14 protein-coding genes are annotated in these 13,516 nt (G+C 37.9%); 3 read left to right on the forward strand and 11 right to left on the reverse strand.

Annotated elements, in window-relative coordinates:
• Positions 1-17: 17 nt before the first annotated feature.
• The 4 genes from dnaK to hemW form a co-directional block, all read right to left on the reverse strand.
• Positions 18-1,844 carry a molecular chaperone DnaK gene (gene dnaK, locus VIK44_RS06780; protein WP_331553088.1) on the reverse strand — a complete coding sequence of 609 codons (1,827 nt, stop codon included), beginning with the start codon at positions 1,842-1,844 and terminating at the stop codon, positions 18-20.
• Between the two features lie 47 nt (positions 1,845-1,891).
• On the reverse strand, positions 1,892-2,479 hold the full coding sequence (gene grpE, locus VIK44_RS06785; RefSeq protein ID WP_331553089.1) for a nucleotide exchange factor GrpE: 588 nt from the start codon (positions 2,477-2,479) through the stop codon (positions 1,892-1,894).
• Positions 2,480-2,487: 8 nt separating this feature from the next.
• Positions 2,488-3,522 (reverse strand): heat-inducible transcriptional repressor HrcA, encoded by a 1,035-nt coding sequence (hrcA, locus tag VIK44_RS06790; protein ID WP_331553090.1) that lies wholly within the window; start codon positions 3,520-3,522, stop codon positions 2,488-2,490.
• A 146-nt stretch (positions 3,523-3,668) separates the two neighbouring features.
• Positions 3,669-4,814 (reverse strand): radical SAM family heme chaperone HemW, encoded by a 1,146-nt coding sequence (gene hemW, locus VIK44_RS06795; RefSeq protein WP_331553091.1) that lies wholly within the window; start codon positions 4,812-4,814, stop codon positions 3,669-3,671.
• 101 nt (positions 4,815-4,915) lie between these two features.
• Between hemW and VIK44_RS06800 the strand changes: the two genes are divergently transcribed.
• Both VIK44_RS06800 and VIK44_RS06805 read left to right on the forward strand, forming a co-directional pair.
• On the forward strand, positions 4,916-5,890 hold the full coding sequence (locus VIK44_RS06800) for a tyrosine-protein phosphatase (protein WP_331553092.1): 975 nt from the start codon (positions 4,916-4,918) through the stop codon (positions 5,888-5,890).
• A gap of 293 nt (positions 5,891-6,183) precedes the next feature.
• Positions 6,184-7,479, forward strand: coding sequence for a glutamate-5-semialdehyde dehydrogenase (locus VIK44_RS06805; protein ID WP_331553093.1), 1,296 nt, complete (start codon positions 6,184-6,186; stop codon positions 7,477-7,479).
• 136 nt (positions 7,480-7,615) lie between these two features.
• Here VIK44_RS06805 and VIK44_RS06810 read toward each other — a convergent pair whose 3' ends face one another.
• Positions 7,616-8,680 (reverse strand): acyltransferase, encoded by a 1,065-nt coding sequence (locus tag VIK44_RS06810; protein WP_331553094.1) that lies wholly within the window; start codon positions 8,678-8,680, stop codon positions 7,616-7,618.
• 195 nt (positions 8,681-8,875) lie between these two features.
• On the opposite strand from VIK44_RS06810, the gene VIK44_RS06815 reads away from it, so the two are divergent.
• Positions 8,876-9,217 (forward strand): phage holin family protein, encoded by a 342-nt coding sequence (locus VIK44_RS06815; RefSeq protein ID WP_331553095.1) that lies wholly within the window; start codon positions 8,876-8,878, stop codon positions 9,215-9,217.
• Between the two features lie 178 nt (positions 9,218-9,395).
• Here VIK44_RS06815 and VIK44_RS06820 read toward each other — a convergent pair whose 3' ends face one another.
• The 6 genes from VIK44_RS06820 to VIK44_RS06845 form a co-directional block, all read right to left on the reverse strand.
• Complete coding sequence (locus VIK44_RS06820) at positions 9,396-10,697, reverse strand: site-specific integrase (protein ID WP_331553096.1); 1,302 nt, start codon at positions 10,695-10,697, stop codon at positions 9,396-9,398.
• A gap of 2 nt (positions 10,698-10,699) precedes the next feature.
• Positions 10,700-11,341 carry a recombinase family protein gene (locus tag VIK44_RS06825; protein ID WP_331553097.1) on the reverse strand — a complete coding sequence of 214 codons (642 nt, stop codon included), beginning with the start codon at positions 11,339-11,341 and terminating at the stop codon, positions 10,700-10,702.
• 186 nt (positions 11,342-11,527) lie between these two features.
• Positions 11,528-12,070, reverse strand: a complete 543-nt coding sequence (locus tag VIK44_RS06830; RefSeq protein WP_331553098.1) for an HNH endonuclease signature motif containing protein — start codon at positions 12,068-12,070, stop codon at positions 11,528-11,530.
• 5 nt (positions 12,071-12,075) lie between these two features.
• Entirely contained in the window at positions 12,076-12,276 is a 201-nt protein-coding gene (locus VIK44_RS06835; protein ID WP_331553099.1) for a DNA-binding protein, read from the reverse strand.
• A 223-nt stretch (positions 12,277-12,499) separates the two neighbouring features.
• Positions 12,500-13,165: a hypothetical protein gene (locus VIK44_RS06840; RefSeq protein ID WP_331553100.1), complete on the reverse strand. Its 666-nt coding sequence runs from the start codon at positions 13,163-13,165 to the stop codon at positions 12,500-12,502.
• Between the two features lie 24 nt (positions 13,166-13,189).
• Positions 13,190-13,510 carry a hypothetical protein gene (locus tag VIK44_RS06845; protein WP_331553101.1) on the reverse strand — a complete coding sequence of 107 codons (321 nt, stop codon included), beginning with the start codon at positions 13,508-13,510 and terminating at the stop codon, positions 13,190-13,192.
• Positions 13,511-13,516 lie beyond the last annotated feature (6 nt).

Consider the following 13,516-nt stretch of genomic DNA (forward strand, 5'->3'; position numbering starts at 1 on the left):
AGGACTTATTTCTTTATTTATTCCTTTACTTCTTCATATTCTGCATCCACAACATCATCTTCGCCTTCAGCAGCAGCTTCCTGCTCTTCAGGTGTTTTCTTAGCAGCAGCTTCTTCATACATTTTTTGAGCCAATGGATAGAATGCTTCATTTAAAGCTTCCGTTGCCTTGGTAATGGCTTCTACGTCTTCACCTTCACTGACAGTTCTTAAATTGACAATCGCTTCATTAACTTTGGCTTTTTCATCCTCAGATACCTTGTCTCCCATATCCTTTAAGGATTGTTCGGTTTGGTAAATGGTAGAATCCGCAACATTTTTAGCTTCGATAACTGCCTTTATTTTCTTATCATCTTCAGCGTGTTGTTCAGCTTCTTTGACAGCTTTATCTATTTCAGAATCACTCATATTGGTGGTGGATTTAATAACAACATTTTGAGTCGTTCCGGTACCCATATCTTTGGCGGATACATTTACGATCCCGTTGGCATCAATATCAAAGGTCACTTCAATTTGTGGGATACCACGTCGAGCGGCAGGAATGCCGGTTAACTGGAAACGGCCCAATGTTTTATTGTCCTTGGACATTTCTCGTTCACCCTGTAAAACATGAATATCAACGGAAGTCTGGCTATCTGCAGCAGTGGAAAAGGTTTGGCTTTTCTTGCTTGGAATAGTCGTATTTCTGTCGATTAATCGAGTAAATACGCCACCTAAGGTTTCAATTCCCAAAGATAATGGTGTGACATCAAGAAGCAACACATCATGAACATCCCCTGCCAATACACCAGCCTGAATAGCTGCACCAATGGCAACACATTCATCCGGGTTAATCCCTTTATAAGCATCTTCACCGGTCAGACTTTTAACAGTGTCCTGAACTGCAGGAGTTCGTGTGGATCCCCCAACAAGAATCACTTTGTCCAACTCGTTTTTGGCAATACCGGCATCCTTCATAGCTTTTTCAACAGGTCCGATTGTAGCCTTAACAAGATCTTTGGTTAACTCGTCAAATTTAGCCCGGGTTAAAGATAATTCCAAATGCTGAGGACCTTCAGCCGTAGCTGTAATAAAAGGTAAATTGATATCGGATTTAATAACCGTTGATAACTCAATTTTCGCTTTTTCAGCAGCTTCCTTAAGTCTCTGAAGTGCCATCTTGTCTTTTAAAAGATCAATCCCATGAGTCTTTTTAAATTCAATTGCCATCCAGTCAATGACTTTCTGGTCAAAGTCATCCCCACCAAGACGGTTATTTCCGTTGGTTGACTTAACTTCAAACACACCATCACCTAATTCAAGAATGGACACATCAAAGGTTCCGCCGCCAAGGTCATAAACCATGATTTTCTGGTTCTGGCCTTTATCCAGACCATAAGCCAATGCGGCCGCAGTCGGCTCATTAATAATTCTTAATACTTCCAAACCGGCAATACGTCCTGCATCCTTGGTTGCCTGTCTCTGAGCATCACTGAAATAAGCAGGGACTGTAATAACAGCTTTAGTAACCGTTTCTCCCAAATAGGATTCAGCATCAGCTTTCAGTTTCTGAAGAATCATTGCTGAAATTTCCTGTGGTGTATAGGTTTTGTCATCAATTACGACTTTACGATTAGATCCCATATCTCTTTTAATTGAAGCAATGGTACGATCGGGATTGGTTACGGCCTGACGTTTAGCAACCTGCCCAACAAGACGTTCGCCATCTTTTGTAAAAGCAACAACTGATGGTGTGGTTCTATTTCCTTCTGCGTTAGGAATAACAACAGCTTCCCCGCCTTCTAATACAGCGATACATGAATTGGTGGTTCCTAAGTCAATTCCAATAATTTTTTCTTTACCCATTTTTATTTCCTCCTGAAATTTATTATTTTTTATTTGTTTTTTGTTTACTATTTATTACAAATCTTAACCATGGCCGGTCGTATGACCTTCCCTTTAAAACTGTAACCCTTCTGGAATACCTCTAAAATATCCTGATCTTCCTTTTCCGGATCCTCACCGACAGCAACGCCATGATGAAAATTCGGATCAAAGGATTTGTCACAATCAATTTCTGCTAAACCCTCTTCTTTAAGAACATCTTTAAGCTGCTTAAACACCATCTGGACGCCGTTGACATAAGTCTGTCCCTCAGTCTCAGCACCGTCAAACGATGCCTCGGCCCGTTCCAGATTATCCATAACCGGAATAAGTTTGGTTATCAGATTTTCCATAGCAAAACTGTAAATCTCTGCTTTTTCTTTTAATGTTCTTTTTTTGAAGTTTTCAAAATCAGCTTGAAGTCGAATTAAGCGATTTAGTACCTGCTCATCTTCTTGCACAATCTCCTTCAATATTTCTTCCGGAGCTTCCTCAGCGGTTTGCTCATCCGCAGATGCCTCCGCCTCATTTGAATCAGATTTCTTAACCTCTAAAGGTTTCTCCTCCAAAACTTCGTCTTTTAAAATTTCCGACTGATCTTTCTTTTGTTTTGTCATAAAACCACCTATTTCATTAATAAATTTGAGATATGTAAATTCAACTCATTGCGTATGTAATTCAGCACCGATGAAACATTGTCATAGTTCATCCGGGTGGGCCCGATCACTCCGAAGGCTCCCATCATTTCGCCTTCCAACTCATAGGTAGAAGTAATAATGCTAAAATCCTTCAAGCTTTCATTGTCATTCTCACTCCCGATTTTAATATGAATGACCCGATTGCCATCATTGGTAATCATCATATCCGAAAGCACTTGCTTTTCCTGAATAATGTTAACCAATTTTTTAATCTTTTCAACATCACTGAATTCAGGATAATTAAAAAGATTGGTTAGCCCCATGGAATGAATTTCAGATCCTTCTTCCATGAGAGCCTTCTTTAAATGGGGAAGGATCTCATGAATAAGCTGAGTTTCCTTCTCATTTAGCTCCTGTATCTGATCAATGAACTCAGAGCTCATATCTCTCAAAAAGCTATTCTTAAGAAAACTATTCAAAACATTGGTGAGCTTTAGTGAAAGCAGCGGGTCTACTTCAAAGGAAAGGCACATTTCAACATTCTTTGCCATGCCTTCTTGAGTAACTACTATCATTAGTACCCGATTTTTAATCAACGAAACAATTTGAACATGCTTACAGTTAATATTTGTTATTCTTGGTGCTAAAACCACTGACGTATAATTCGTCAGCTGGGATAAAATCCGTGCGGTATGATCCATGGTGTTGCCCAACTCACTGGTATAATTCAAAAAACCACGATGGATGTCCGTACGGATCATTTTTTCCAGTTTTTTAACTTCCATGATCTCATCAACATAATAGCGATAAGCCTGCTGGGTCGGAATCCGGCCGGAAGAAGTATGCGGCTGTACTAAAAAACCTAAATCCTCCAGGTCTGCCATTTCATTTCGGATGGTCGCCGGACTAATCCCCAGGTTACACCTTTTTGAAAGGGTTCGTGACCCTACCGGTTCAGCACTGTTAATATAATCACGAATGATGACCTCTAATATTTTCTTTTTTCGAGCGTTGAGTTCCATGCTTTACCTCGTTACTAGCACTCACGATAATCGAGTGCTAACATCTGAATTAAATATACCACCCTGTCCCGACTTTGTCAACTGATTTCTATAATACTCTATTCAAGTTTTAAAGTTTTCTTAAGGTAGTTATTAAAAAACGCCCCTTATAAAAAAGCCATGAAGACTTGATTTCCAAAATCCTGTCCCCGATCCGTCAGGCGAAGGATTGATCCCTCTCGAACCAATAACCCCTGACTAATAAGTGAAGTAATCGCATTTTCATAAATCAGGAAAAAACTTTTTCCAAAACGCTGTTGAAAAGCCGCGTCATCAATGCCTTTCAGCTTCCGAAGACCTAAAAACAGCCACTCACTCATGAGCTGGCTCTTTGTTAAGGGAGCATCCGTTACCCCAGGGTTTTCGTCGTTTTCAACCAACCGGCAATAGTCTGAAAGATTCCCGGTATTGCCATAACGAACGCCATTATAAAACCCGTGGGCCCCGCATCCAAAGCCGCAATAAGGAATTTCCTCCCAATACTTAAGATTATGCCGACTTTCATAACCCGGCTTCGCAAAGCTGGAAATTTCATAATGCTCATAGCCCTGAGACCTCAAAAAGCCATCAATTTCCCAGTGCATTTCCCGCTCAACATTCTCATCCGGTAAAACAATTTCCCCTCGGGCTTCTCGTTTTGTCATTGGGGTTCCCTCTTCCAGAATCAGGCTGTAACAGGATAAATGCGTTGGCGAAAAGGCCATCAGGGCTTCCAAAGTCTCAACAACATCCTTAATACTTTGACCCGGAAGACCATACATCACATCCACACTGATGTTTTCAAAGCCAGCTTCCTTTAAAAGCCCCATGCTTGTTATAAAATCCGATTGCCGGTGAATCCGTCCCAGGCTTTTTAAAAGCACATCCTGCCATGCCTGTAAACCCATACTCACCCGATTAAAGCCGGCTTCCCTGAAAATCCGCGCTTTCTCAGCGCTCAACGTTCCGGGATTAATCTCAATGGTTTGCTCAGAATCACTGGAAATTGAAAAGACCTCATGAATCAGCCCCATGGTTTCGCTTACATATTCGGCCGGAACTGACGAAGGGGTGCCGCCGCCAAAGTAAATGGTATCCACCAAAGGCAGTTTTTCACCTTTATTTTTTATTGCAAAAGTCTTTATTTCTTTTTGCAAAGCATTAAAATAACGTTTAATTTCATCATCACTGCTAATACTAAAGGAAGGAAAATCACAATAGGCACATTTTTTTACACAAAAAGGGATATGACAATATATTCCAAGGGCATTCATTTTTCACCTCAACCATTTTTAATGACTCTTTCTATTAAGCTATGCTATAATAATAACATAACTTTACAACCATTGAAAAGAAATCAAAGGGAGGAAATTTTATGAAAAAAAAGACCAAGCTTGCACTGATTATCGGTGCTTTTACGGTTATTCCAGCATTGTTCATTGGCCGGGAACGGCGACGAAAGCGACTATTTGAAGCAGCCTATGCAGCAGCCTATAAAGAAGCAATGATAAAAGCTAATGCCGGACCGCTTTCCCCAGATGGTACACCACTTTATGATTTTAAAAATAAAGATAATCTCATCTATTGTGATGAAAGCCAGCTGGGAAAACGTTTAATTCAACTGGAGAATTCCATTAACATTCGAGACATCGGCGGCTATACCGGCTTAGACGGCCGGACCGTAAAATGGGGCAGGATCATTCGCAGCGAGGAATTGGCTCACCTCTCCGATAAGGACGTCTGCTATTTTAAGGATCTTGGTTTAAAACATGCCTTTGACTTTAGGAATAAATCAAAAGCCTTAAAACAGGTGGACCGATTACCGGAAGCCACCGAATATCATCTCCTGCCCATATTTGACAGTCTCGATTTTGGCATTGGGCAAATAGATTTTACCCAACCCGGCACTGTGGATAAATTTATGCGTTCTATTTATAAAATTCAAACCGAAGAACGGGCCCAATGCTTTGCTGAGGTTCTAAAATATCTAACCCTGCCCTGTGAACTGCCCATTCTTTATCATTGCACCAACGGTAAGGACCGCACCGGATTTATGACCTTCCTAATTTTAAGTCTGCTCGGGGTTGATGAAGATAAAATTATTTCCGACTACACCCTTACCAACCTCACCTTTGATGAAAGCTTTGGACTGTTAGGGGATAATATGTCCGAAGAACTTGGTATTGAAAACCATCATCTTTGGGAGTTCTACGGTGTCAAACCCGACTGGCTCAGAATCTCCATCAATTATATTAAAGAAAACTTCGGATCAGTGGAAAATTATTTACTCAATGAAACCGACCTCACCGCCCAGGACTTTGCTAAAATTCGCGAAAATCTGTTAGATTAAAGAAGAATAGATATTGCGAAAGTATCCTGAGCTTCACTGTCTGTTTACATGAAACAATTTTTCCACTATACGTCGTACAGTCTAACGACTGTTCGCCTATACGTTATAAAATTGTTTTCGTGAAGGCAACGAGCCAATCACAAGCTCGCTTGTAGTTGGCGACTGCCCGCGAACCATAAGAAATTCGCATAGCGATTTCTTATGGTTATGAAAACTGACATCAAAGCAATTTACGATTATGTTTATAAATTTCGAAATTACCTAGAATAATAAAAAATAAGGAGGACCCATAAATGCAAATGGATGAACGTGGAAAAATAGGCAGAGATGCAAGTATTCTTCTCGCCGCCACCGATGGTAAAACAAGAAATGCTGGACTGTTAGCCATTGCCAGGGGGCTTGAAGCAAACGCCGCTGCCATTATTACTGCCAATAACGAGGATATGAAACGGAGTCAGACCGAAAATCTTGGCGCCCCTTTGTTAAAACGCCTGACTTTTGATGCTGACAAAATTAATGATGTCATCAAAGGAATTTACAGTCTTACCGAGCTTAATAACCCATTGGGAGTAACAAAGCTTTCCACCCATTTGGATAAAGGGCTTGATCTTTACAAAGTCACCTGCCCCATCGGGGTTATTGGGGTTATCTTTGAATCCCGGCCCGATGCCTTTATCCAAATAGCCACACTTTGCCTGAAAAGCGGAAACAGCGTTTTATTAAAAGGCGGCAGAGAAGCCCTGGAAACCAACCGGATCCTATGCCGAGTCATTCAGGAAGCCACTGCCGCTGCCGGGATTCCCCAGGGATGGATACAAAACCTTGAAAGCCGGGAAGAAGTCACTGCCATGCTGGCCCTTGACCAATACATTGACCTGATTATCCCCAGAGGCTCCAATGATTTTGTAAAATACATTATGGCCAATTCAACGATTCCCGTCATGGGTCACGCCGACGGCATTTGTCATGTGTATGTCCACGATGATGCCGACCTGAAACAGGCTGTGGATATCATTGTGGATTCTAAAACCCAATACGTTGCCGCCTGTAACACCCTGGAAACCCTGCTGATAAACGAAAAAATTGCGGTCTCATTGTTGCCCATCCTAAAGGTCGCCCTGGAAAACAAAGGCGTTCTTATTAAAGGGGATGAAGGCGTTCGCAAAATTATTTCTGCGGAAACCGCCACGGAAGAAGACTGGAAAACCGAATACCTGGATTATATCCTGGCCATTCGCCTGGTTCCCTCAATGGATGCGGCCATTGATCACATTAACACCTATGGCTCCGGTCATACCGATGTGATTCTTTCCGCTGATAAAGATTTTGTAAATACTTTTATGACCCTTGTGGATTCCGCCTGTGTCTTCTGGAATTGCTCTACCCGATTCAGCGACGGCTTCCGTTTCGGCTTTGGTGCCGAAGTCGGCATCAGCACCTCTAAGCTTCATGCCCGGGGACCTGTCGGACTTGATGGGCTGCTCAGTTACAAATACAAGCTTGTCGGCCATGGCCAGTGCGTCATCGATTATGCCAATGGCAGTCGCAAATTCAGACATGAACCAAACCAATTGGACTTTCACCTGTAAGCTTTTCAGAAATACTTCATGGAACTGAATAACAAAAATAGCGAACCAAAAAAGAGGCCCCGCCTCTTTTTTTTGTTCACTTTAACTAAAGTCATTAGCAGAAACACTAAACTCTATTTACAATGACTTTAATATTTCAAAAACCCAGAAATTTACAGGCTATTTTTTTCCCAATTATTTTCTTAATAATAAAAATACTCAGACAGCTTAGAAGAACTACAAAGGTAAGCTGTATTAATTGATAAGCCGGTAAAATCTCTCCAATGAATGGCACAAACGAAAGAATAATATAACTGATCATAACCCAGAACAAATGAATATAAAAGATCCCATAAGAATTATCTCCCAGATATTTCAGCCATTTACACTCGCTGTTTGCCACAGACGGTTTAATAACCATCAATAAATTAATGATTGTAAAGACATAAAAAATTGATGAGACTTTAATTTGAATGGTTGCAAACTCTCCAGGAAACCCTAATGCCAGCAGCCCATACCCTTCAGCAATACTGACGATCAAACCGATGAAACAGCATAGAATTGCCTTAGACAATTGATGTTTTCTGAATAACGGGTGATACCCTTTAATTTTAACCCACAATCCGGCATAGTAAAAAATGAACCATGCCGGGAAAAACGTCTGATAAAATGCAAACTGACTTTTAAAAATGATGGCATAGGCATATAAACCAATCAAATATAAAGGGGTTATCAATAGCAATAATTTCGTCCCTCGATTTTTCTGTATTGCTCTAACTAAAAATGGTGTGAATATCGCCAGCTGCAGTAATACGACGATGAAATAAAGTTGAATGGATGATAATCCAAAGATAAGCTTAAACAGAGAATCAAAAACACTCACCTTTCCTCCAGCCAAATAAACGGTTAGCAGGGTGTAGAATGAAGACCATATTAAAAAAGGAATGAGAAGTCTGACAATCCTGTTCCTGATAAATGAATGTGCCGATTTCAGAACTTTTTCAATATTGACAAAATATCCTGCCAGAAAAATAAATATTGCTACCGGAAAGTTAATAAATTGTCGCATGATAATCCAGTAATCAAAATTCCAGTAATCAATCGGTGTTTTTTGGTATCCTATACCGCTTTTGCAATGGATTAAAACAACAATAATAATGCATAGGCCCCTGATAATCTGCCAAAATGGTTCTCTAGTTTTAGTAAGCGGAGATGCTTCCATTTTATTCCACATTTCCTTTGATTTTCATGAGCTGTTCAGTGATAATCCTTTTAGCTTGAAATAAAAGCAGCTTCTTCTTCAACATCCCTGAAAACCTCTTCTCATTAATTTTTTTACACTTGTATGACACCTTTTTCTCTAAAATCCCATTTATCCCTTGAAGCGAATATTTAGAAAGGAGGTTTCAACAATGCAATGAAAGAATTAGTATACCACTTGCCCAGGTTTTTTGCCATTATCGGATCCCTGGTGGGATTTCTCATGGGAGGTTATGACGGGTTTCTTTATACCCTTTTAAGCTTTATCCTAATGGATTACCTCACCGGAGTGATGACGGCCATCATCACAAGGCAAGTATCCAGCGAAATCGGTTTTAAGGGAATTCTCAAAAAAATGCTGATCCTTATTATGGTGGCCATGGGCCACCTGTTGGATCAAAACCTGCTCGGTGGCGGTGATGCCATGCGCACAGCGGTTATTTTCTTTTACACCGCCAATGAAGGCATCAGTATTATTATTGTGCTTTACTTTAAATAACTATTTAAAACTCTTCAGAAGTATTCAAAACACTGGTTTTATGAGGTTTTCCCTTCTCCTGACTTTTTATGACTTTACATGTTTATTCGTAAATTTAGTACAAAAACAGTACCATGTTTTCAAATAAAAAAAAGAGGCTACCGCAAGATAGCCTTTTCCCAATACTCTGTTATTTAATTTAAGCATGCATCCTTATAAACTCATCCATTTTATCACTTGCCACTCTACTTTGTTTTTCAAAACTGTGAGCATATATATTCATTGTTGTGCTTGTATCTGCATGGCCTAAGATACTGGATATATCAATAATATTTACACCCAAATAATTTAGAAGTGTTGCACATGAATGTCTTAATCCATGAAGAGCTATCATTGGTAATTCTTCAAGTCCTTTTTCTTTTGGATACTCTTTGTTTTCTGTTACCCATTTATTATAGCGCTTAATATGATTGATAAAGTAATTATAGGTTGTGCTTCTTCCCATTAACTTTCCATCGCTTTGAATAAAGAGATTGCCATCACCTTTCCATGCATCCCCTAATAAAAGTCTATACTGATTATATTCAGCTTTATATTGTCTAAGCAATGGAATCAAAGAATCAGGTATCGATACTATACGAATAGAGGAGTATGTTTTGGGCTTTTTATATTCAATACCTTCTTCTGTCTTTGTTACTGATTTACTAATATCAATAATCCTTTTCTCAAAATCAATATCATTCCAATGCAAAGCCAAAGCCTCACTTTTTCTTAGCCCACAAAATAATGCAATGTTAAAGAATAATTTGTATTGCGTTGAAACTTCCCTACAATCCATATAATAATCATTTATGTGATACATCTTACCTTCATCATTTACCCTGTTGTGTCCTGTGTATTTAACAGGAAAAGTCATCTCTAATGATTTTAAAAATAATAGTGATTGTTGTGGTGTGAAATATTTTATCCCTGGTTTCTCTTTATTCGTTTTTGGAAGAATAGCATTTTTGCAAGGATTTATCTCAATCATTTGCCAACGTATTGCCGTACTAAACATGCTACTTAATATGAAGCTAAACTTAGCAATAGTTGAGTGAGCATATTCATCAACCATGGTTTTATAAAATTCTTCAATTAATGGTATTTTTATAAAAGCAATTTTATAACTCTTAAAGAATGGGATCATTTTATTTTCCAAGTAATATTTATATCCTTCATATGTACTATAAGTAAGATTGTCTTTCATGTATTCAAGCCAGTTATAAGCAAATTCTTCAAATGATTGTTTTTCTCCATCAAAGCACGCACCATGCTTTACTTTATCTTCAAATTCCATTGCAAACTTATTAGCTGATCTTTCTTGTTGTTTTGGTGTCATTGATATATCAGGAGTAAAGGTAGTAGTTTGCTTTATTTTTCTTCCTTGCATATCATATCCATTAGAAACTGTTATTCTAAACACTACACCTTTTTTATTTTCTACTTTTTTTATTGATGCCATTTCTAACACTCTTTCTCAATTTGGTTTTTATAACGGTAGAAGGTAGCTTTCGTCATCCCTAATTCATTCATTAGTTCAAACGGTCTTTTCTTTCCTTGCTGCACTAAGCAATATTGTTTTGAAAAATCTTCAATGTTCATAACTCTTGGTCTTCCATAATTATCCCATTCGCCACGTTCTTTTTTAGCTTGTATACCTTCTCGTTGTCTTTTTTCTTTTTTCTCAATTTCTGCTTGTGCCATACTTGCAAAGAGTTCTAACATCATGTTGTTAATTGTTTCTAACATCATCTTCGCTGTAGAGTCTGGCATATCTGATATTTTAATTAACGTGGTTGGTAACTCTAAAACCATAATCCTTATGTCATTGTCTTTGAAGTATTGTAATTCTTTAAGTGTATCTTTTTTATTTCTACCTAACCTGTCAATCTCTGTGACAACCAGAGTATCGCCCGACTCTAGTATTTCATCTTTAATGATCATGTATCTAGGTCTATTAAAATTCTTTCCTGTCTGTTGATCAGTATATACTTTATTCTTATACAGATTGATTTTGTTATCAGTAGCAAATTTTGTAAGCTCTGTTATACCCCTGTCAAGATGCTGATCTTTTGTACTGGTTCTGTGATATGCAACATATTTCATACAATTACCTCTTCCCTAAGAATTAATCGAACAGATGTTCGTTTATGATTATATTATACTTAGCAGGTATCAAAATGTACACACATCTTTTGAGTATTATCAAAAGGTTCTAGTGATAAGATTTTGGTAATGTTTTTATGCCCTTTTTACCAGTATCATTATGTATAAATTCTGAGACTATCAATATTAAGCTGATATTGGATTAGGCATAATGAGTGACCATATAGACCCTGCGTGTGTTTGTAATTTTCCTCGGCAACACTTACTAATACATGATTGGCTAAATCCCCAATCACTCGCTTCTGTAGCACTTTCCCACATCTCAATTAATTTACCATCAAGTGTGCATTGGTACACTTGTTTTGAAATTGCTTTTCTAGCTCTTTCATTGCGTGTGCCGTAATTGTTGTTTTCCTTTGCCGTCATTAATTCCAGATTCCATACCCAATTGTTGGCCTTTTTCTCATCTTTGTGGTTGATCTGCAATCCGTCTGGTATTGCTCCGACGTGGGCTTGATACACAAGTCTATGAACGCTTATTTTTTTCCATTGCCCGTCATCAGAAACTAATTGAACTCGCATATAACCATTATGATTGTTTTGCTTCATCATTCTCATTGTTTTGGTATCATAAACTTGACCATCAGTAGAAATACGATAGCGTTTGTAGTTCTTTATTTTTCCCCAGTAAATAGGTTCTCCGGTCTTTGTTGTTGTGGGTAGCTGCATAATACTTACCCCACGTCTTGTTCTTTATCGCCAGTGTTCAAATAATCGATAAACTTATCAAAGTTTACTAAATATTTTGTACCTGCTTTTACATGTACGATCTTATTCTGTTTGCATAATTGCATGATATTGCAATAAGCAAAACCTGTTTCATCTGCAGTTTGCCGAATTGTTCTCATTCTTGGGATTGTTATTGTACTTTCCATTGTATCTCCTTCAGTTAAATTATGTTTTAAAGTATATTCAACTGAATATTGCATTTAATGCCTTTTATTGGTTTTCTCATTTTATTTTATATATCTTTAAATCATTTAGGATGACTTTAGAAAGGCTTTATTTTATTCCTATATATTCTTATTAACTAATAAATTAAAGTTAAACTGATGATGGCTGATAGCCTCTGATTAACATCTATTCTTTATAAGCTTGCTACTTATTTATTGGATTATTCCAATTAGATATCTTATTATCTGCATTGACTTTCTCCGCTAAATTACGTAAATGATAACCACGCATGAATGCTTTTGAAACTACACTTGAAACTTTCTTTTCTGTTTTTTCTTTATTTGCTTCAAACTTTAATTGCTTTTCCGATTTGCTGCTATTCAAAGCTTTTGTTTTGATATCTGGTGTTAATAGACCTGCGTAAGTTGAATAGTTCAATAATTGCAATACTGCTTTACTACCAATAATTCCGGACTTAACTTCTTTAACTAAATTATTTCTTATTAGGGATTCATTGGCCTGCGTCACATACTTAGGCATTTGGGCTAACAACTGTAACAACTTGGAGTTGACTGCTTGTGTATCGTCCTTTTCACCTTTAAAAGAATACTGGCTGTTTTTAACCTCTTCTAATTCCTGACTGTATTCCTGGTATATTTCTTCATTTGTTTCTAACATCTTATTGAGCTTTTCTGAATACTGGTTGCAAATTCTGTCTGTACTTTCTGAATCAATTTCGCTGTAATTATCTTTAAAGCTTTTAACACCTTGATATAAGCTAGATATTTCTTCCCGGGTTTCTGCTTTGTGTATTCCTTCGAATAGATCATTATGTTCTTCCACCATGCTTACTGTTGATATTGTTTCCATATTATTTCTCCTTTATTATGTGGGTTATTCCCAATCCTCTTCTGTTTCAGTTTCCATGTCTGGGTCCTTAGTTCTTCTTACCACCTCAATAACAAGTGGTCCTGCTTCTTCACTACCATCTAGTAGAAATGCTGTTTCAACACCATAAGCCTTGTCAATTAGATATTTACATGCATTGAATCTATCTTTTGATAGCCGATCTTTTGCTATATAGATAATGCTTTCTAAGGACTTGATAGTTGATTCTTTTAATAGTTTAATAAATTGTTCTTTTTCATCCTTTTGCTGTTCCGTTTGTTTTGGTCGTCCTTTGACATTGCCTGATTGTCCTTTTACAAAAGACATATTAGT

Source organism: Acetobacterium sp. (assembly GCF_036508315.1).
Lineage (GTDB): Bacteria > Bacillota > Clostridia > Eubacteriales > Eubacteriaceae > Acetobacterium.